The sequence below is a fragment of the Rhizobium sp. 007 genome (assembly GCF_015353075.1).
Lineage (GTDB): Bacteria > Pseudomonadota > Alphaproteobacteria > Rhizobiales > Rhizobiaceae > Rhizobium.
In genome coordinates this window covers 47,728-67,408 of sequence record NZ_CP064187.1, presented here as the reverse complement: position 1 = coordinate 67,408, position 19,681 = coordinate 47,728, and the positions used below count along the sequence as shown (strand labels likewise).

Annotated in this window: 20 protein-coding genes and 1 pseudogene; 9 read left to right on the top strand and 12 right to left on the bottom strand. The window is 59.4% G+C overall.

All coding sequences use genetic code 11. The annotated features are described in order from the left end of the window. The first annotated feature begins 173 nt into the window (after positions 1-173). The 3 genes from dapD to ISN39_RS00315 all read left to right on the top strand — a co-directional run bounded on the left by dapD (position 174) and on the right by ISN39_RS00315 (position 2,922). On the top strand, positions 174-1,034 hold the full coding sequence (gene dapD / locus ISN39_RS00325) for a 2,3,4,5-tetrahydropyridine-2,6-dicarboxylate N-succinyltransferase (protein ID WP_194728788.1): 861 nt from the start codon (positions 174-176) through the stop codon (positions 1,032-1,034). A 111-nt stretch (positions 1,035-1,145) separates the two neighbouring features. Further along, on the top strand, positions 1,146-2,339 hold the full coding sequence (gene dapE, locus ISN39_RS00320; protein WP_194728787.1) for a succinyl-diaminopimelate desuccinylase: 1,194 nt from the start codon (positions 1,146-1,148) through the stop codon (positions 2,337-2,339). After that, positions 2,326-2,922 (top strand): hypothetical protein, encoded by a 597-nt coding sequence (locus ISN39_RS00315; RefSeq protein WP_039843750.1) that lies wholly within the window; start codon positions 2,326-2,328, stop codon positions 2,920-2,922. Before dapE ends, ISN39_RS00315 begins: the two co-directional genes overlap by 14 nt. A gap of 24 nt (positions 2,923-2,946) precedes the next feature. Here the strand turns inward: ISN39_RS00315 and truA are convergent, their stop codons facing one another. From truA to ISN39_RS00290, 5 genes and pseudogenes are all read right to left on the bottom strand, one after another. Next, complete coding sequence (truA, locus tag ISN39_RS00310) at positions 2,947-3,750, bottom strand: tRNA pseudouridine(38-40) synthase TruA (RefSeq protein WP_194728786.1); 804 nt, start codon at positions 3,748-3,750, stop codon at positions 2,947-2,949. After that, positions 3,750-4,685, bottom strand: a complete 936-nt coding sequence (gene fmt / locus ISN39_RS00305; protein WP_194728785.1) for a methionyl-tRNA formyltransferase — start codon at positions 4,683-4,685, stop codon at positions 3,750-3,752. Before fmt ends, truA begins: the two co-directional genes overlap by 1 nt. Positions 4,686-4,706: 21 nt before the next feature. Further along, positions 4,707-4,842, bottom strand: a pseudogene (locus tag ISN39_RS00300) (type II toxin-antitoxin system VapC family toxin); the annotation flags it as partial. A 135-nt stretch (positions 4,843-4,977) separates the two neighbouring features. Beyond that, a complete protein-coding gene (gene def / locus ISN39_RS00295) occupies positions 4,978-5,496 on the bottom strand; it encodes a peptide deformylase (RefSeq protein ID WP_074066452.1) in 519 nt (172 codons plus the stop codon). Between the two features lie 95 nt (positions 5,497-5,591). Next, a complete protein-coding gene (locus tag ISN39_RS00290) occupies positions 5,592-7,088 on the bottom strand; it encodes a globin-coupled sensor protein (RefSeq protein WP_194728784.1) in 1,497 nt (498 codons plus the stop codon). A 206-nt stretch (positions 7,089-7,294) separates the two neighbouring features. Between ISN39_RS00290 and ISN39_RS00285 the strand changes: the two genes are divergently transcribed. The 3 genes from ISN39_RS00285 to ISN39_RS00275 all read left to right on the top strand — a co-directional run bounded on the left by ISN39_RS00285 (position 7,295) and on the right by ISN39_RS00275 (position 12,033). Further along, positions 7,295-8,518, top strand: a complete 1,224-nt coding sequence (locus ISN39_RS00285) for a DNA recombination protein RmuC (protein ID WP_194728783.1) — start codon at positions 7,295-7,297, stop codon at positions 8,516-8,518. Between the two features lie 50 nt (positions 8,519-8,568). Further along, complete coding sequence (locus tag ISN39_RS00280) at positions 8,569-9,468, top strand: ribokinase (protein WP_194728782.1); 900 nt, start codon at positions 8,569-8,571, stop codon at positions 9,466-9,468. Positions 9,469-9,699: 231 nt separating this feature from the next. Continuing rightward, the gene (locus tag ISN39_RS00275) at positions 9,700-12,033 is read left to right on the top strand and encodes a methyl-accepting chemotaxis protein (protein ID WP_194728781.1); all 2,334 of its coding nucleotides are present in this window, start codon (positions 9,700-9,702) and stop codon (positions 12,031-12,033) included. 75 nt (positions 12,034-12,108) lie between these two features. On the opposite strand, the gene ptsN is transcribed toward ISN39_RS00275, so the two are convergent. The 6 genes from ptsN to lptC all read right to left on the bottom strand — a co-directional run bounded on the left by ptsN (position 12,109) and on the right by lptC (position 17,280). Continuing rightward, a complete protein-coding gene (gene ptsN / locus ISN39_RS00270; protein WP_022713502.1) occupies positions 12,109-12,573 on the bottom strand; it encodes a PTS IIA-like nitrogen regulatory protein PtsN in 465 nt (154 codons plus the stop codon). Positions 12,574-12,643: 70 nt separating this feature from the next. Next, positions 12,644-13,216 (bottom strand): ribosome-associated translation inhibitor RaiA, encoded by a 573-nt coding sequence (gene raiA / locus ISN39_RS00265; protein ID WP_022713501.1) that lies wholly within the window; start codon positions 13,214-13,216, stop codon positions 12,644-12,646. A 255-nt stretch (positions 13,217-13,471) separates the two neighbouring features. Then, on the bottom strand, positions 13,472-15,010 hold the full coding sequence (rpoN, locus tag ISN39_RS00260) for an RNA polymerase factor sigma-54 (protein WP_194728780.1): 1,539 nt from the start codon (positions 15,008-15,010) through the stop codon (positions 13,472-13,474). A 156-nt stretch (positions 15,011-15,166) separates the two neighbouring features. Beyond that, entirely contained in the window at positions 15,167-15,955 is a 789-nt protein-coding gene (gene lptB / locus ISN39_RS00255) for an LPS export ABC transporter ATP-binding protein (protein ID WP_028739414.1), read from the bottom strand. Between the two features lie 39 nt (positions 15,956-15,994). Continuing rightward, positions 15,995-16,600, bottom strand: a complete 606-nt coding sequence (locus ISN39_RS00250; RefSeq protein ID WP_074066445.1) for an LptA/OstA family protein — start codon at positions 16,598-16,600, stop codon at positions 15,995-15,997. A 14-nt stretch (positions 16,601-16,614) separates the two neighbouring features. Beyond that, positions 16,615-17,280 (bottom strand): LPS export ABC transporter periplasmic protein LptC, encoded by a 666-nt coding sequence (gene lptC / locus ISN39_RS00245; RefSeq protein ID WP_194728779.1) that lies wholly within the window; start codon positions 17,278-17,280, stop codon positions 16,615-16,617. Positions 17,281-17,499: 219 nt separating this feature from the next. Here lptC and sppA point away from each other — a divergent pair, with 219 nt between their 5' ends. From sppA to ISN39_RS00230, 3 genes are all read left to right on the top strand, one after another. Then, positions 17,500-18,450 carry a signal peptide peptidase SppA gene (gene sppA / locus ISN39_RS00240; protein ID WP_194728778.1) on the top strand — a complete coding sequence of 317 codons (951 nt, stop codon included), beginning with the start codon at positions 17,500-17,502 and terminating at the stop codon, positions 18,448-18,450. A 29-nt stretch (positions 18,451-18,479) separates the two neighbouring features. Continuing rightward, on the top strand, positions 18,480-18,779 hold the full coding sequence (locus ISN39_RS00235; RefSeq protein WP_039843736.1) for an integration host factor subunit beta: 300 nt from the start codon (positions 18,480-18,482) through the stop codon (positions 18,777-18,779). A gap of 111 nt (positions 18,780-18,890) precedes the next feature. Continuing rightward, the gene (locus ISN39_RS00230) at positions 18,891-19,223 is read left to right on the top strand and encodes a LapA family protein (RefSeq protein WP_194728777.1); all 333 of its coding nucleotides are present in this window, start codon (positions 18,891-18,893) and stop codon (positions 19,221-19,223) included. 7 nt (positions 19,224-19,230) lie between these two features. Here the strand turns inward: ISN39_RS00230 and ISN39_RS00225 are convergent, their stop codons facing one another. Then, positions 19,231-19,665: a GNAT family N-acetyltransferase gene (locus ISN39_RS00225; protein WP_194728776.1), complete on the bottom strand. Its 435-nt coding sequence runs from the start codon at positions 19,663-19,665 to the stop codon at positions 19,231-19,233. Between the last annotated feature and the right edge of the window lie 16 nt (positions 19,666-19,681).

Here is a 19,681-nt window from a genome sequence, read left to right as displayed (position 1 = left end):
TGCCGGCAACACTTGCCGGGTCTGTCTATAACACCTTGAATACAGAAACGATCTCGTTCGAAAAATCATTCCATTTTAGCCGCTCATGCGATAGAGCAGATCGCATCCCGCCGATCACAATTCCCGGAGACTTCTTAGTCTTCAGGATAAAGCTCGAAGTTTAAGGAATTCTCATGAGCGCAACCGACCTCGCATCCCTCGAAAAGACCATCGAAGCTGCCTTCGACAACCGCGACAACGTGAACGCGTCGACGAAAGGCGAAGTTCGCGAAGCCGTGGAAGCAGCGCTCGAGCTTCTCGACGGTGGCAAGGCTCGCGTCGCCGAGCGCGGCGCCGATGGCGTCTGGACGGTCAATCAGTGGCTCAAGAAAGCCGTACTGCTTTCCTTCCGCCTGAACGACATGGAAGTCGTCAAGGGCGGCTCCGGCAATTCCACCTGGTGGGACAAGGTGCCTTCCAAGTTCGAAGGCTGGGGCGAGAACCAGTATCGCGCCGCGGGCTTCCGGGCCGTTCCGAACTGCGTCGTCCGCCGCTCGGCCTATATCGCCAAGAACGTCGTGCTGATGCCTTCCTTCGTCAATCTCGGTGCCTATGTCGGTGAAGGCACGATGGTCGACACCTGGGCGACGGTCGGCTCCTGCGCACAGATCGGCAAGCATGTGCATCTTTCCGGCGGCGTCGGCATCGGCGGCGTGCTGGAACCGATGCAGGCCGGCCCGACGATCATCGAAGACAACTGCTTCATCGGCGCCCGCTCGGAAGTCGTCGAAGGCTGCATCATCCGCGAGGGTTCAGTTCTGGGCATGGGCGTCTATATCGGCAAGTCAACCAAGATCGTCGATCGCGCCACCGGCGACGTCATGTATGGCGAAGTGCCGCCCTACTCCGTTGTCGTTGCCGGTTCGATGTCGAGCGGCAACAAGACCATGGCAAACGGCCAACCGGCACCGCATCTCTATTGCGCCGTCATCGTCAAGCGCGTCGACGAGCAGACCCGGTCGAAGACCGGCATCAATGAATTGCTGCGCGACTAAGCTTTCAGTGACAGCCGGATTCCGATCCGGTAAACAAACGGCGTTGTTTTCAGCGAGGCGGTTCGCCGCCTTGCCATGTCTTTGCCATTCCCGCCGGATAATTCGACCCTCATGACCGCCACCGATCCCGTCGCCAATCTCCAGACGCTCATCCGCTGCCCCTCCGTGACGCCTGCCGAAGGCGGCGCACTTTCTGCGCTCGACGCCATGATTTCGCCGCTGGGCTTTAAGGTGGACAAGGTGAAGGCGACGGAAGCCGGCACGCCCGACATCGAAAACCTCTACGCCCGCCTGGGCAGTGATGGCCCGCACCTCATGTTTGCGGGACACACGGACGTCGTGCCGGTTGGCGACGAAGCCGCCTGGACGCATCCCCCCTTCGCCGCGGAAATTTCAGGCGGCGAACTCTTCGGTCGTGGTGCGGTCGACATGAAGGGCGGGATCGCATGCTTCGTGGCAGCCGTTTCCCGGTACGTCGAAAAACACGGCAATCCGAAGGGCTCGATTTCCTTGCTGATCACCGGCGACGAGGAAGGCCCCGCCATCAACGGCACGATCAAGCTCCTGCAATGGGCGGCAGAACGCGGCGAGCGCTGGGATGCCTGCCTCGTCGGCGAGCCGACCAATCCGGATGCGCTCGGCGACATGATCAAGATCGGCCGCCGCGGTTCGCTCTCCGGCAGGATCACTGTCCACGGCGTTCAGGGCCACGCCGCCTATCCGCATCTGGCGGATAATCCGGTGCGCGGCATGCTGCAGCTCACGAGCGCGCTGATGGATCCCCCATTCGACAATGGAACCGAAAACTTCCAGCCGTCGAACCTCGAGGTGACGACCATCGATGTCGGCAATCCGGCCACCAACGTCATTCCGGCGAAGGCCGCCGCAAGCTTCAACATCCGCTTCAACGACACCTGGACGGTCGACACGCTGCAGGCCGAAATCCTCCGCCGTCTTGAAGCGGCCGCCAAGAATGGCGCCCTGCGCCCCGGCCGCGAGGCGGTAAGATATGACATTGCCTGGGCCGATCGTCCGAGCCAGGTCTTCCTCACCCGTAACAACGCACTGATTGCATCACTTTCCTCTGCCGTCGAGAGCATTGCCAGCAAGGCGCCGAAGCTTTCGACCACCGGCGGAACGTCGGATGCGCGTTTCATCAAGGACTATTGCCCGGTCGTCGAATTCGGGCTCGTCGGACAGACCATGCACATGGTCGACGAACGCGTTGCTGTTTCCGATCTCGAAACGCTGACGCAGATCTACGAAACCTTCATCGAGCGATGGTTCGCAAATGCCGGGGCTTAGGGAGGTTCAATACTATCTGTCGGGTTTGTGGCTGCTGATCCGCATGGACACGCGGGGCTTCCGGTTTCTCGATATGTCGGACCGCGGCGTCAACCGCTCCTTCTGGGCGATGGCCTGGTGCCTGCCGCCGATGGGCATTTCGTGGCTCTGGTGGCGTCAGGCCTTCCTGCAGTCGATGCCGCCGCATGTCGAAGTCGGCCTTCCCTTCTATTTCCGTTTGGGCCTGGTCGAAATCGCCAATTGGTTCGTGCCGTTGGTGTTTGCAGGACTGTTGCTGTTTGCCTTCCGCATGGGTGATCGCTTTGCCGCCGTGGTCGTCAGCATCAACTGGCTCGGCGTGCCGCTTTCCTACATCAACGGCCTGCTGCTGGCGCTGGTCTTCTTCATTCCCGGCGCCATCAGCGTCGTGTCGATCCTGCTTCTGGTCTTCATGATGGCGCAGGTCTTCATGCTTGCAAGGATTTTGCGGATGATCTTTCACGGCCACGGGCTGATGGCCGGGGCGCTGACGCTGGCACTGCTGGTGCCGACCATGATCCTCGCCGAATATCTCCAGCGCTTCCTCGGCATTTATCCGGTTTAGATCAACGGTCTGGCATGGGCGGGGTCATGACAGATCGTCATCGCCATTCTCTTGCGTCCGCTTGCGCCGATCGGTGATCACTGCCGGATAATCGACCTGCATGAAATAAAGTCCTTCGGGCGGAGCAACTGGACCGCAGGCCTTGCGGTCACGCGCCTTAAGCGCAGCACGCACATCCTCCGGCGTCCATTTTCCTTCTCCTGCAAGCTTCAGCGTTCCGGCAAAGGAGCGGATCTGATTGTGCAGGAAACTCTGTGCCGTTGCGCGGATTTCGATGAGCTCGCCGTTCCGCGTCACGTCGAGCCGGTCGAGTGTGCGGACCGGGCTGTTTGCCTGGCAATGCGCGGAACGGAAGGTGGAAAAGTCATGCCTGCCGACGAGGATCTGGGCGGCCTGATGCATCACCTCATGATCGAGCACCTTCGGCACCCACCAGGCCTTGCCCGCCTCGAGCGCCAGCGGCGCCCGGCGGTTGATGATGCGGTAGAGATAGTGCCGCCGCTCGGCGGAGAAGCGGGCATCGAAGAACTCGCCAACCACCTGCACCTCCAAAATGGACACGCGCTCGCCCGCCAGCTTCAGATGCGCATTCAGCGCGTTCTGCAACTTGAACACCGACCATTCCTTTGAAAGATCGGCATGGATCACTTGACCCATCGCATGTACGCCGGAATCGGTACGCCCGGCGCCACGGATCGACACCGTCTCGCCGCTTAACGACAGGATCGCAGCTTCGATCGCCCCCTGCACGGAGGGACCGTTTTCCTGACGCTGCCAGCCGACATAGGGTCCGCCGTCATATTCGACGGTCATCCGGTAGCGCGGCATCAGGCGAGTCTCGTGCCGTGCGCAAGCGGCGTGCCGCGCAGGAAATCCGCCGCCGCAAGCGGCTTGCCACCGGCCTTCTGCAATCTGGTCAGCCGAACCGCTCCAAATGCGCAGGCGATAACCAGTTCATCCGTCAGCACTTCGCCGGCCGGACCGTGCCCGTCCGCAAGTTCCGAACCCAGCACCTTCACCCGCTCCGGCTTGCCGCCAATCTCGACTTCGACCCAGGCGCCCGGAAACGGCGAAAGTCCGCGGATATGATTGTGAACGTCCCTTGCATCCCTGCCGAAATCGATCCGCGTCTCGCCCTTGTCGATCTTCGCGGCATAAAGGACGCCCTCTTGCGGCTGCGGCGTCAGCGGCAGGTCACCCATTTCGAGCTTTACCATCGCTTCGCCGATCGCCTTGGCGCCAACATGCATCAGTTTGTCGTGCAACTCGCCGGCCGTCATGTTCGGGCCGATCTCGACCTCGCGGGTCAACGCGATGGGGCCGGTATCCAGCCCCTTGTCCATCTTCATCACCATCATGCCGGACTTTTCGTCGCCTGCCATGATCGCTCTGTGGATGGGTGCTGCGCCGCGCCAGCGCGGCAGCAGCGAGGCATGGCCATTGTAGCAGCCGTTGCGCGTTCCGTTCAAAATCGCCTCCGGCAGCAGCAGTCCATAGGCAACGACAACCGCCACATCCGCGTTGAGCGCCCGGAAGCGCTCCCGTTCTTCCGGTTCCTTGAAATTGACCGGCGTGAAGACGGGCAGGCCGAGCAGTTCGGCGGCTCGATGCACCGGCGACTTCTGCAGGTCGAGACCGCGCCGTCCGCCCGGCCGCGGCGGCTGCGTATAGACCGCAACAATCTGATGCCCCGCATCCACCAGCGTGCGCAGGGTCGGAACCGAGAACTCCGGCGTTCCCATGAAAATGATGCGAAACGACATTCTCTCTCGCCAGGTTTAGGATCAGCCGTCTTCAAACGGGTTTACGAGCCTGAGATCAAGCCCTTCGAAATCTTTTATTTCGCGTGTCGCCAGCGTCGCGCCGTGAGCGAGGCAGATGGCGGTAATCCTAGCGTCCTGGATCTTTCGGCCGCCCCATGCTCTCACGCTTTGTCCGCAGACGGCCCGTTGCAATCGCGGCATGGTGATCAAGGGCGAGTATCTTCGGCAGCGTAAGACTGCTCCATGATGATCAGCGATTTCATATGCGCTGCGTCCATGGTTTCAACGCAACTCAGAGAGCCTTCGCCGACTTCGCCGCCTTCGTGAACTTCTTGATCACCATTTCCCGCTTCAGCCGCGAAATATAATCGATGAAGAGTACGCCGTTCAGATGGTCGATCTCGTGCTGAAGGCAAGTGGCGAGGAGGCCGTCGGCCTCAACGGTCTGCGCCTTGCCGTCACGGTCGAGATATTCGACGCTGACGGTCGCCGGACGCTCGACCTCGGCATAATAGTCCGGAATGGAAAGGCAGCCCTCTTCGTAGACCGATCGCTCGTCGGAAGATTTGACGATCTTCGGATTGATAAAGACCTGCGGCTGCTTTTCCTCGCCCTCCCGCGAAACGTCGATCACCAGTATCCGGCGCGGCACGCCGACCTGGATTGCGGCCAGGCCAATGCCCGGTGCGTCATACATCGTTTCCAGCATATCGTCGGCAAGACGCTTGAGATCGGCATCGACCCGCTCGATCGGTTTGGAAACCTGGCGGAGGACGGGATCTGGAAGAATGATAAGTGGCTTGATGGTCATCGCGTTCCCATAACCTATCTTTTCCAGCTAGGGAATTATCCTGAAACTCCGGAAAGTGCTTTTTTGCGCAGCCCTGCGGAATTTGCGGCATTCGGTCAGGCCGCGCGGCGGGAGGCCGGCGCCAGACGCTCCTGCGAGCCGATATTGAAGTGCTGCAGCAGCGCCACGAGGTTATCCACCTCCGCGCGCAAGTGACGGCTCTCTGCCGAGGTATGTTCTACCATGCTTGAGTTCTGCTGCGTGATCGTGTCCATGTTGCGGATCGCAATGCTGACTTCGTTTACCCCTGTCGCCTGATCACGCGCTGCCGCTGCGATATCGGCGACGAAGCGGTTGATGATGTCGATACGGCTGATCATATCGCTAAGTGCCTCGCCGGTACTGCTGACGATGCCGACGCCCTCATTCACCTGCATGGAACTTTCCGAGATCAGATTCTTGATCTCCTTGGCTGCATCGGCAGTGCGCTGCGCGAGCTGGCGCACTTCCTGTGCGACGACTGCAAAGCCCTTGCCCGCCTCGCCGGCACGCGCGGCCTCGACGCCCGCGTTAAGTGCCAGAAGGTTCGTCTGGAAGGCGATTTCGTCAATGACGCCGATGATCTTGGCTATCTCGGCGGACGACTTCTCGATACCCGCCATGGCCGACACCGCGCTTGTCACGAGTTCACCTGAATTCTTCGCCTTCTCCTGCGTCTCGCGCACCGCACCGGATGCCTTCTCGGCATTTGCTGCGGTCTGGCCAACGCTGACGGAGAGCTGCTGGAGCGCAGCAGAGCTCTCCTCAATGCCGGCCGCCTGTTGCGCCGTGCGCATCGCCAGATCGTCGGTCGCCTTGGAAATTTCGTCGGTGCCGCTTAAAATTTCGCCGGAACTGCTGCGCACCGATGCGAACGAGGCGCGAAGGGCCGCCACGGCGCGGTTATAGTCCTCCGCCATGTGGCGGAAATTGCCCGGCAGGTCCGCCGGCAGCGTTGCTTCGAGATCGCCCTTTGAAAGAGCTTCCAATCCGCGACGCAGATGCTCGAGTGCAATCGCCTGATCCGCTTCCGCCTTGGCACGCTCCTCTTCATGCTTGCGCCGCTTCTCTTCCAGCGCATCGAGATAGACAGAAATTGAATAGTCCATGTCGAGCATACTGGCCTTGATGACCGAGGCGAGCTTCTCGGCAAGCGCCTTGCCCTTTTGATGGCCGAAACGTGACGGCCACTGCTTTTCCATGATGCCTTTGACAAGTTCTGCCATGACGATCGCATAACCGCCGATATACCAGCGCGGTTCAAGGCCAATGCGGGCATGCGCCCTGCCGACGGCGGTGACGCCGTTCACGTAGCTCTCGTCGAAATTGCCGCCGGCAAGGTTCGCCCAGTGATCCTCCTGGCGTTTCTTGGCGTGGCCGACATGCGTCTTGTCGGAAAAGAAGCCGGCCACAGCGGGCGTCCTGGCGATCTTGCCATAAAACTTGTCCAGCGCGCCGCCGATCAGTTCGCCGATGACCGGGCGCAGTTCGCGTATCGTCTTTCTCGCCTCGCTGTCGAGTTCGATGAAATCAAGGCGCTGCTTGAGTGCGTTTTCGAATTGCTGAGCGGTCATACTGTATTTCTGTCCTGGCGCATGGTGCGATAGAGGTCTCTTCGGAAACGACAATTCGAAAATATAGTTGAGTATTCGTTAAATTCGGGCGGCGATCTTCAGGCGCTTCGTGCCGTAGTGCGGCGGCACTTTGCCCACGAAATCGCGCTGTGGATTTGTTCACGTTTTGATCTAGCCATCGCCGGCGGGTTTGTTATTGTGCGCGAATGAACAATGTTACCGAATCGCTGACAATTTCGATCGCCGGGCTCAGCCCGACCATCCTCGCGCTTGCCGGGGGCGCTGTCGCTGTCGTTGTCGTGGTGCTCGTGTTCCTGCTGGTCAGGAACAGCAACCTGCGGCGCGAACAGGATGAGGAGGCAGCGATCCGGGCCGCGGAAGCCGATGCCCGGATGGCCGAGCTCCTGAAGATTCAGGCCGAGATGCAGGGACGCATTTCGATCATGGCTGAGGTCTTCGGAACGCGTCAGGCCGAACTCAACCAGGCGATCGGTCAGCGCCTCGATGGCATGTCGCAGCGTGTCAGCACGACGATCAGCGAACAGACGAAATCGACGCATGAGAACCTTCAGCGCCTGCAGGAGCGGCTCGCTGTCATCGATGCAGCGCAGAACAATATCCAGACGCTGGCGAAGGATGTCGTCGGGCTTCAGGCTATCCTCTCCAACAAGCAAACGCGCGGCGCCTTCGGCCAGTCGCGTATGGAGACCATCGTCGCCGACGGTCTGCCGATGGGCGCCTATGCTTTCCAGCAAACGCTTTCCAACGGCTCGCGGCCGGACTGCACCGTGCGCATGCCGAACGGTGCACCGCCGCTCGTCATCGATGCCAAGTTTCCTCTCGAAGCCTGGAATGCCATTCGCGACGCGGGCACGCCGGACGCAACCAAGCTTGCCTCGCAGCAATTCCGCCGCGATATGGAAATCCATGTCCGCGATATATCGGAGAAGTATCTTATCCAGGGTGAGACGCAGGATACGGCTTTTCTCTTCGTTCCTTCGGAATCGATCTTCGCTGAAATTCATGAGAATTTCGAGCCGGTCGTCCACAAAGCGCATCGTTCCCGAATCGTCATTGTTTCGCCTTCGCTGCTGATGCTGTCGATCCAGGTCATCCAGGCCGTTTTGAAGGATCAGCGCATGCAGGCGCAGGCGCACGTCATCCAGGGCGAGGTAGCGATCCTGATGGATGATCTCGGGCGGCTCGATGAACGCGTGCGCAAACTGCAGACGCATTTTTCCCAGGCACAGCGGGATGTTGATCAGATCATCACGTCCACTGACAAACTCTCCAAACGCGGCGCAAAAATCGAAGCGCTGGAATTCGAGGGCGCAGAAGCGCTCAAGGAGGAACGTGAAAGCGGACCTCCGGCGAAGTCGGTCGAAAGCCGCACCGGCCTTCTCAAACTCAGGGTGGTTGACGAAGAGTGAGCCCATCGGGCAGTGTCCGTCGCCATAAGAAGCATGACAGGACACCCTTTATGATCACCGTTTTCGGCTCTATCAACATGGACCTCATCGCCACGACCGATCGCCTGCCAAAGCCTGGCGAAACGGTGGCCGGCAACGGTTTTGCAACGGCGGCGGGCGGCAAGGGAGCCAACCAGGCATTAGCCGCGCGACGCGCCGGCTGCGTGGTCCATATGGTGGGCGCAGTCGGCAAGGATGAATTCGCTGCACCGGCGCTGACGCTTCTCGATCAGGCGGGCATCCACCTTGCAGGCGTCAAGCATGTCGATGGACCCACCGGTACGGCGCTGATCCTTGTTGGTGGAGACGGCGAGAACATGATCGCCGTCGTGCCGGGCGCAAACGGGACCATCGCGGCCGAGGATGCCGATGCGGCGATCGGCTCCATGAGCAAGGGCGATACCCTGATGCTGCAGTTCGAGGTGCCCGCCCCGGCAGTCGAGCGCGCGCTGACCGCAGCCAAGGTCAAGGGCGTCACGACCGTCCTCAACCTCGCCCCGCTCATTGCGGACGCCCCGCGGCTTGGACGTCTCGCCGATATCGTCATTGCCAACGAGACGGAGTTCGAGCTGCTTGCTGGCCAGGACAACATGAACCCGGCTGATCGCGAAACGGCGTTGAGACGCCTGCATGGAGAGACTGGGCAGACGTTGATCGTGACGCTCGGCGCCGACGGTGTGATCGCAATCCGGGATGGCGTCATTACACGAGCGAAAGGACTGAAGATCGAGCCGGTGGATACCGTCGGGGCGGGCGATACATTCTGCGGCTACTTTGCCGCAAGCCTCGATGAAGGCCTCGATTTCGAGGCTTCGCTGCGCCGGGCCGCCGTCGCCGGCTCGCTTGCCTGCCTCAAGGCCGGAGCACAGCCATCCATTCCCTTGTCCGCCGAAGTCGCAAACAAGATATAGTCTTGTCTATTTTGACCGGACACTCGAAGAAATATGAATCAACTCAACATATTAGCGGAATGAATCGGTATAGTTTCATTCAAATTTAAGAGATCTCCGGCGATCTTTCTTTTGATCGCCAGGCTTTTCTTAAAAGGCCCCGGCAACGTCACGGCTGCTCCATGACGGCGCGGCATTTCCTCCCCGTGCCGGAGAATGCGACTCCGGTGCGTCGTCCCTGCCGAGGAACCCATGTCCATCTTCCGCATGAAGTCGCTTGCCGCAAAGCTCATCCTCATTACAGGCGCGGCCATCGCGCTTGTCCTACTGGTTTCCAACTTCTTCCTGATTGGCCAGACCCGCGATCGCGTTCATGCGTTGACGATGGACCAAGCCAACCTCGAAGCGAAATCAATCGCCAACGAGATCGCCGCGAATGTCGGCGAGCTGGCGAGTGCCGCGCGCTCGATGTCGGGCGTCCTCGGCCGCGGTCACGAAGGCATGACCTTCGACCGCAAGGGCATCATTAACATCCTGAAGGCCAACCTCGAGCAGAATGCCTTTGCCTTCGGAAGCTGGTTCTGCGAACAGCTCGGCGCCTTTGACGGCAAAACAGCCGAGATCGCCGACAAACTCGATGAGGGCACGAACAAGAACGGCGCCTTTACGCCCTACTGGTCGAAGACGAGGGATGGCGCCATCCAGTTTTCGACCTTCGACAACGACTATACCGCCGAATGGTGGAAACTTGCCGCCGACACCGGCAAGGGCGCCATCACCTCACCCTATCTTGCCGAAGGCACCGACGTTCCGACGTTGCTGACTTCCATCGCCTATCCGGTCATGTCCGGCGGCAAGATGATTGGTGTCGAAGGCGTCGACATCTCGCTCAAGTCCCTCACCGACAAACTGCAGGCATTGCAACCCTTCGGTTCGGGCCGTGTCACTCTCGTTGCGCAAAACGGCAACTGGATCGTGGCGCCGACGAAAGAACTGATGTCGAAACCCTACGGCAACGGCGAAGCCGCGGCCGAAGTTAAGACAGCGCTAGCCTCGATGACCCCGAGTGTGGTTCGCAACCTCAACTTTGATGGCCATGAACCCTTCGATCGCGTCGTTTATCCGTTTGCCGTACCGGATCTTCATGCCACCTGGGTCGTACTCGTCGATGTTCCCCACAGCGCCATCAATGCACCGGTGCGAGATCAAACCTTCATGATGATCGCCGGTGGCATTGTTGTCCTTGGTGCCGTCATGCTGGCTCTCTATTTTGCCGTCCGCTCCTTGGTGCAAAAGCCTCTCGGCTTGCTCGTTGCAAGTGTCAAGGCACTCAGCGACGGCAAGTACGAAGAGCCGGTCACCGGCCAGGAGCGCGCAGACGAGATCGGTTCCGTCGCCAAGGCCCTCGAAGGATTCCGGTTTACGCTTGCCGATACGCAACGGCTCGAGGCAGAGGCCGACAATCAGCGCAGTGCCGCTGAAGCCGAACGCAGCCGCTCGGAAAGCGAGCGGCAGGCGTCTGTCGCGCTGCAACGCCAGATCGTTTCCATCGTCGGTGCCGGGCTCTCAGAACTATCGCAGGGCAACCTCGGTCATCGCCTCACGGAGGAGTTCCCCGGCGAATACGCCAAGCTGAAGCAGGATTTCAACGCTGCGCTTGCGAGCCTTGAAGAGACGATCAACACGATGAACCTCAGCGTCGTGAACATTGGCTCCGGCACCAGCGAAATCAGCAACAGCGCCTCGGACCTTGCCAAGCGCACGGAACAGCAGGCGGCAAGCCTGGAAGAAACCGCCGCCGCGCTCAACGAGCTGACCGCTCAGGTCAATTCAAGTGCCGAGAATGCCCGCACGGCTGCAGAAAACGTCAATCTCGCCTGTGAAGATGCGGAAAAATCCGGCGAGGTCGTACAGAAAGCAATCGCCTCCATGCACGGCATCGAACAGTCATCGACGGAAGTCTCGCGCATCATCGGCGTCATCGACGAAATCGCTTTCCAGACGAACCTGCTGGCACTCAATGCCGGCGTCGAGGCAGCGCGCGCTGGTGAAGCGGGCAAGGGCTTCGCTGTCGTTGCTCAGGAAGTCCGTGAGCTGGCTCAACGCTCTGCAACTGCAGCCAAGGAGATCAAGACGCTCATCAACACCTCGGCCATCCAGGTCAAGGAAGGCGTCGATCTCGTCGGCCGCGCTGGCGGTACGCTGCATAAGATCGCCGAGCAGGTGATGGGCATCAACGGTCTCATCCGCCAGATCTCGGCCTCCGCGAGCGAACAGGCGATCGGCCTCAAGGAAATTAACCAGGCCATGAACCAGATGGACCAGGTGACCCAACAGAATGCGGCAATGGTGGAAGAGGCGACAGCAGCCAGTGTTGCGCTGAACGACGAGGCACAGACGCTGAAAGCCCTCGTCCTTCGCTTCCGTGTGTCCGCACAGGGCAACGCCACGGCGCTGCGCTCGACGGCGCAGCAGATGCGCACCCCGACGCCGGCCTACCGTCCCCCGGCTCCCGCCTCGCGCCGCCCTGCGCCACAGTCGCACAGTTCGGCCGCCGTTGTTCAGGACAACTGGGAAGAGTTTTGAGGCACACGTCTTCACACATGAAAAGAGGCGTCCGACAACCGGGAGCCTCTTTCATTTTAGATGATCGTCTACCGCTCAGGCAGCGTTCGATGCTTGCTCTTCATTGAGGAAAGCGTAGATCGCCGATGCGGAATCTGTGGCACGCAGCTTCGCGACGAGATCGTGATCGCGAAGCACGCGCGCAATGCGCGACAACGCCTTCAGATGGTCGGCACCCGCCCCTTCCGGAGCGAGAAGCAGAAACACCAGGTCGACCGGCTGGTCGTCCAGCGCTTCGAAATCGACCGGACTTTCCAGCCGTGCGAAGACGCCGACAATCGAGCGGACACTTGCGAGCTTGCCGTGCGGAATGGCGATGCCATTGCCGACGCCCGTCGAGCCGAGACGCTCGCGCTGCAGAACGACGTCGAAAATTTCCCGCTCGGAAAGGCCGGTGATCTTGGAGGCCTTTGCCGCCAACTCCTGAAGCAACTGTTTCTTCGAATTTACCTTTAGGGCGGGAATGATCGCATCTTGGTGCAGCAGATCTGCCAATGCCATTTCTTTTTCCTTCTGTCGCCGAAACCGGATGATTGGGAGAGCGGCGTGGCTACCGCTCATCGCCCGGATGTCAGCTCTTGATATTGGCGGCGTCGATCCAGCCAATATTACCGTCATGCCTGCGGTAAACGATGTTCAAATGTTCCTTGCCCGGGCTGCGGAACAAAAGCAGTGGCTCATCCGTCATATCGAGCGCCATGACGGCGGTCGCAACGGACATGGTCTTCAACTGCTTCGTGCTCTCGGCAACAATTACCGGGGCGAAATCGTCGGGGACCTCGTCTTCATGATCCGGGACAGCGTCCATGACCGTATAGGCGACTTCCGTACCGTTCAGATGGTTTCCGGCATGATGATCCTTGAGCTTGCGCTTGTAGCGGCGGAGACGCTTTTCGATGCGCTCCGAAGCGGCATCGAATGCAAGCTGCGGATCCATCGCTTCGCCTGCCGCATGCAGCACCACCCCGCTATCAAGATGGAGCTTGCAATCCGCAGAGAACCGCGAACTCGATTTCTCCACAATCACCTGGCCGGAATATCCCCCGTCGAAGTATTTCGTGATGGCCATGTCCATTTGGTCCTCGATCCTTTGACGGAACGAGTCCCCAATTTCCATATGTTTACCGGATACACGCACACTCATGGAGTTTCCCTTCTTATAGTGGTTTGCGGTACCAGTTTACGCCAAGGCCAGACCTCATCCAAGCACTTCACGCAAACTCAAGCAATATCGGCTTAAGTCGTGTGCTTCAATCGCCCTGAGGATGATGGGGATAAGTCCAAACGCTGTTTGCAGCGCCAACTGCGGCGGGCTTCTAGCGGCAGACTGCCGAAATGTCAACGGGTGTGCCGCCGCGCTGATTGGGATATGCAGGCAAGGGTTGATTTAGCTGGACTTTCAAAAGCCCGCAACCTTCGCCAATGCCCGCTTTTCCCGCCGCCGCTGAACGGAGGACGCGATATTCATCGCCTCGCGGTATTTTGCAACCGTACGGCGAGCCAGATCAATGCCATCCTTCTTTAGCATGTCGACAATATCATCGTCGGAGAGGACCGCATCCGTGCTTTCCTGCATGATCAGGGAGCGTATCCTGTGGCGAACGGCCTCAGCCGAATGACTATCGCCGCCCTCCACCGCACTGATCGACACCGTGAAGAAATATTTGAGTTCGAAGAGGCCGCGCGGCGTCAGAATGTACTTGTTCGAGGTGACGCGGCTGACGGTCGACTCATGCATCTTGATGGCATCGGCAACTGTCTTCAGATTCAGCGGGCGCAGGTGATCGACGCCATGCATCAGGAAGGCATCCTGCTGGCGGACAATCTCGCTTGCGACTTTCATGATCGTCTTCGCACGCTGATCGAGGCTGCGGGTGAGCCAGTTGGCGCTCTGAAGGCATTCGGACAGAAACGTGTAGTCACCGCCGTTCTTTGAGACATGGGCGAAATAGGACTGATTGACGAGCACGCGCGGGAGCGTGTCAGGGTTCAACTCCACCAGCCAGCTCCCATCTGATGACGAACGTACGACGACATCCGGCATGATCGCTTCGGAAACGCTGGTTTCAAAGCCGCTGCCGGGTTTCGGGTTCAGCTGGCGAATCTCTGCGAGCATATCAAGCAGGTCTTCCTCGTCCACGCCGCAAAGCCGCTTGAGCGTCGCGAAGTCGCGCCGTGCCAGCAATTCGAGGTTGGAGACGAGGGCCTGCATGGCGGGATCGAAGCGGTCCTTCTGCTTCAGCTGGATCGACAGGCATTCGGCCAGGCTGCGAGCAAAGACACCGGGCGGATCAAGGGTCTGCAACTCGGCGAGAACACGTTCGGCGGCCGCAGGATCGCTACCCAGTCTTTCGCCGATGTCGGCAGGGTCGCTTTGCAGGTAACCCGCCTCGTCGAGCTGGTCGATCAACTGCTGCGCGATCAGACGGTCTCCCGCATCCGGCAGGATGAATGGAATCTGCTGCGCAAGGTGATCCCTGAGCGAGACCTGGCCCGCAACAAAATCGTCGAGATCGTAATTTTCTCCGTCGCCGCCCCCCGGCATCGACTTCCACTGGCTGATCAGCTCCGGCGCATCGGCCCGCGGCGGGACCCCGTCATCCTGGAAGACATTTGCATAATTGACGTCCAGCTCTTCGCTCAGCCGGCTGGCGCTGCCGTCATTGCCGTTGTCATAGCAGTCCGCGGAAAGCGCCTCGGTGCGGTCATCATCATCGTCGGCCTGACGGCCGTGCGGCTCATCCCGTGCATCGTTATCACTGCCCGTTTCCGCGTCATCTGACGGAAATTCGAGCAATGGGTTCTTCTCGACTTCCTGCGCAATAAACTGGACAAGCTCGAAATGCGTCATCTGCAGCAACTGGATGGATTGCATCAGTTGCGGCGTCATCACCAGGGACTGGTTCTGTCGCAGGAAAAGATTGGCAGACAGGGCCATAGCGGACGCGAAACTCCCGTTCAATTCCTCCGGGAAACCGCGATCGAGCAGAGTTCGGGCCGCGGAAATCCAACTTGGCCCAAAAATTGCTTTTTTATTCTATTTGGTCAAGCGCAAGTATGACAGGAAGGTGAATTTCCGTCGCCTTCGATCCTATCAAAGGCTGAATTTATCGCCAAGATAGAGCCGGCGCACTTCCGGATTGTTGACGATGTCGTTCGCGCGCCCATGCGTCAGCACTTCGCCGGCATGGATGATATAGGCCCGATCGATGAGGCCGAGCGTCTCGCGCACATTGTGATCGGTGATCAAAACGCCGATGCCGCGCGCCGTCAGATGGTGGACGAGGTTCTGGATGTCAGCCACCGAAATGGGATCGACGCCCGCAAAAGGCTCGTCAAGCAGCATGAAGGTCGGATCGGTTGCGAGCGCGCGAGCGATTTCCAGACGCCGGCGCTCACCGCCCGACAATGCGACCGCCGCCGATTTTCGCAGCTTGGAGATATGGAATTCCTCCAGAAGCTCATCGAGCTTCTTTTCCCGCTCGGCCTTGTCCTTCTCGTGCACTTCGAGCACGGCCCGGATATTCTCTTCGACCGTCAGGCCGCGGAAGATCGAGGCCTCCTGCGGCAGGTAGCCGACGCCCAGGCGCGACCGGCGATACATCGGCATCGTCGTCACGTCATTGCCGTCGATCTCGATTGTGCCTTCGTCCACCGGCACGAGGCCGGTGATCATGTAAAAACAGGTCGTCTTGCCGGCACCGTTTGGCCCCAGAAGGCCGACAGCTTCGCCGCGCCTGACGACCAGCGACACGCCGTTGACGACACGCCGCGTGCTATAGGTCTTCGTCAGACCGCGTGCAATCAGCGTGCCGTGGTAACGGCTTTTGTCTCCGCCCGCGGCTGAGTCCGCGGCAGATTGCGGCCCGGCCCGGCCGAACATGGTTGAAAGCGAGAATAATTTCACGTCGGGCGGCCGGTCTCAGTTCTTTTTCTGGGATTTCGGATCAAGCTGAATCTGGACGCGCCCCCCGCAGCTATCCAGTTGCGCCTGTCCGGTCTGCATATGAACCGTGAGCTGGCAGCCCGTGAAGACGTTCGGCCCATCCGACAGCACAACCTTTTCACCCTTCAGGACGAAGAGCTGTTGGGCCATGTCGAAGGAGCCGTTGTCGGCGGTCGCCGTCTGCGTGCCGGAACTCAGGAAAACCTTATCGGTAACGATGATACGGTCGATGTCGGCATTGCCCGATGAGATGGACGCCGCTCCCGCGTCGGCCTTTGCGCCGTTTGGTTGGGCGTCGCCGCCCTGTGCCTTGTAAAAGACCGTCATATGACCGGCCTGCAGGGTCGTCTTCCCCTGAACGACCTTCACATTGCCGGTGAAGTCGGCCTTGTGCTCCTGATCGTGAATCTCGAGCTTGTCGCTTTCGATCTGGATCGGTTGATTGCTGTCGAGCTTCAGGCCATCCATCTGGCTGGTCGTCGCCTGCGCAAAGGCCGCCCCTGCCATCAGTAGAAGCCCCAGGGCGCTGCCGCCAAGTGTTACGCCAGACTTACGAAGTGAAAAGTGACAATCTATTGTCATGAGTGACCCGGCTGTTAGGTGCCCTGTTTACGGATGACGGATGGATCGACATTCATGCGAACATTCCCCTCGAATGTGATCACGCGCCCCTTATCGGTCATCTTGAGCGACTGCGCAACAATCGAAGCGCCGTCTTTTTGAATCTCGATAGGATCATCTGTCGTCATCTTGCCGCCCTTGATATCGAGCTTGGCAGATTGAAATTTCGCCGTCAGACCGTTGCTCAGCAAAATCGTGAATGGGTCCCTCAGCGCAAGGTTGTCCGTGGATCGGTCATAGTCGGCCGTGGCAGCCTCGACGCGGGCGATCAGATCATCGTTGACCGGCACCGCAGCCTTGATCGTTTCGAGCGTGATAAGGTTCGGATTCTTGATGTCTTGCAGCGCGCGCTCGGCAAGCATCGAATAGTTGATGCCGTCGGCATTGCGCCCGGCGATCGCCGGCTTTTCCATGACGATCTTGCCGTTTTCGATCTTAGCGCCCTCGATCTTGAGATTCTCGGGCAGGTATGCCCGGACCATCGAGACTGCAATGAAGGCAAGCGAAATGATGACGGCAGCGACAGGCAGCAATATCTTCAGGCGGCGGACACGTGCAGAATGGAAGAGGGCAGCCGCATAGGCGCTCCTTACAGGCCTGGCAAAGGCAGGCTTCCCGCTGCTGTTCAATGTGTTGAGCATTAACATGTCCGTGTCAGTTGATCGGCAACCCTATATAGGGACTACATCCACCGATCACAGATCGTTTCGCATTATTACACTAGCTTGCCAATATGGATTTTTTTCTGCAACTAGCAAGTAAGGCATGAAAACGAGGTAAATCGACATTTCCGAAGAAGGAATGCCGCCTTATCTGATGCCATGTTGAATGAAGCCGGCGCGCCGGCTCTGGAGGACCTTATGGACAGTTCGACGATCGCGGATCGCCGCAGGCTTCGCCGCAAACTCGGCTTCTGGCGTATTGCGGCGGTGGTGCTCTTGGTCGCGCTCGGCTTTGCTCTCTACCAATTCGTCGCAGGCGACATCGCCACGCAGCGGCCGCACATCGCCCATGTGACGATTTCCGGCCTCATAACCGACGACGACGAGTTGCTCGAGAGGCTGAAGAAGATCGAAGAAAACGACCGCGTCAAAGGCGTCATCGTCTCCATTTCTTCGCCGGGCGGCACGACCTATGGCGGCGAAAAAATATTCAAAGCGATCCGGGCGATTGCGGCGAAGAAGCCGGTCGTCTCCGATATCCGAACGCTTGCCGCTTCCGCGGGCTATATGATCGCTGCCGCTGGCGATACGATCATTGCCGGAGAAAGTTCGCTCACCGGTTCGATCGGCGTGATCTTTCAGTATCCGCAGATCCAACCGCTGCTCGACAAGCTCGGCGTCTCGCTGCAAGAGATCAAGTCGTCGCCGCTGAAGGCAGAGCCATCGCCTTTCCATGCTGCCAGTGAAGAAGCGAAAACCATGATCAACAATATGGTCATGGACAGCTACGCCTGGTTCGTCGACTTGGTTGTCGACCGCCGCAAGCTGCCGCGCGAGGAGGTGCTGAAGCTCGCCGACGGCACTATTTTCACCGGCCGGCAAGCGGCGAAGGTCAAGCTCATCGACCGGGTCGGCGGCGACACGGAAATCCGGGATTATCTCGCTGGGAGGGACGTCGGCAAGGATCTTCCGGTCGTGGATTGGGACAAGAAGAGCTATACGCCGTTTCTGCTCGCAGGGGCTGTTTCGAAGCTCGCAGTTCTGTTCGGCTATGGCGATCTCTTGAAGAGCCAGAACATCGAGGGCATTCTGCCACAAAAGTTGCTCCTTGACGGGCTCGTTTCAGTTTGGCAGGTTGGCCGCGATTGATAAGAAATCAATAATTTAAGGGGGCGACCGTGATCAAGTCGGAATTGGTGCAGATCGTTGCCGCGCGCAACCCGCATCTTTATCACCGGGATGTCGAGAATATCGTCAACGCGGTTCTCGACGAGATCACCGATGCGCTCGCAGCGGGCAACCGCGTCGAGCTTCGCGGCTTCGGTGCATTTTCCGTCAAGAACCGCCCTTCGCGCTCCGGCCGCAATCCGCGCACCGGCGACACCGTCTTCGTCGAGGAGAAGTGGGTGCCCTTCTTCAAGACCGGCAAGGAGTTGCGCGAACGGCTGAACCCCGGCCAGGCCGACCACGACGATTGAACTTCATCCGGACTGCGTCGAAATCGCGCTTGAACCTCGCGCGCACCTTTCTATTCTGCTGAGCAGTCATGCGCCGTATCGAAGCGGCGCAACCACGCGCGGAGGCCACGGATGGCGAAGAAGATCATCAACCTTTTGATTTTGTTGCCGCTCGGCATCATTCTCATAATCTTCTGCGTTGCCAACCGGCAGAGCGTGTCGCTGGCATTCAACCCCTTCCGGCCCGAAGATCAGGTTCTCGCGGTTTCTGCGCCGTTCTTCGTTTTCATCTTCATCGCGCTGATTATCGGCATGCTGATCGGATCGGCCGCCACATGGCTCACGCAGGGCAAACACCGCAAGCGCGCGAAAATCGAGGCGAAGGAGGCCGTTCGCTGGCACAGCGAGGCGGACCGGCACAAGGCCCGCGCCGAAGAGATCGCCGGTCAATTGCCTTCCCGCTGATCGAACGTCAGGCTGGAATAAAGCTCAGTTCCTCGTAGTCGCCTTCAGCCGACGTGCCGCTACCGGTGACCACGAAACCGCGGCCGGCATAGAATGTCTTGGCGTTTCTGTTGTTGATCAGGCACTTCAACCGGTATCTACGGCGCGGCCACTCCGGCAGAGCCTTCAGCAGCGCGGTACCGACGCCCCTGCCCTGCCATTCCTTGCGGATGTAGAGCATGTGGATGAAATCATCCGCGGCCCACAGCGTCATGAAGCCGGCGATCTCGCCATCAGGTGCTTCGGCAACCCAGACAATTTCACCCTGCGAATGGGCGAGAAAATCCTCATGGCTGAACTTGCCGGGATCGACCCAGGTGAAGGTCTGCCTGCGTTCGTTGAGATAGATGTCGCCGAGCTGCCCATTGTCCGAAGGGCGGGAATTTCTGACTGTGTAATTCATGGATGCGAATTAGAAG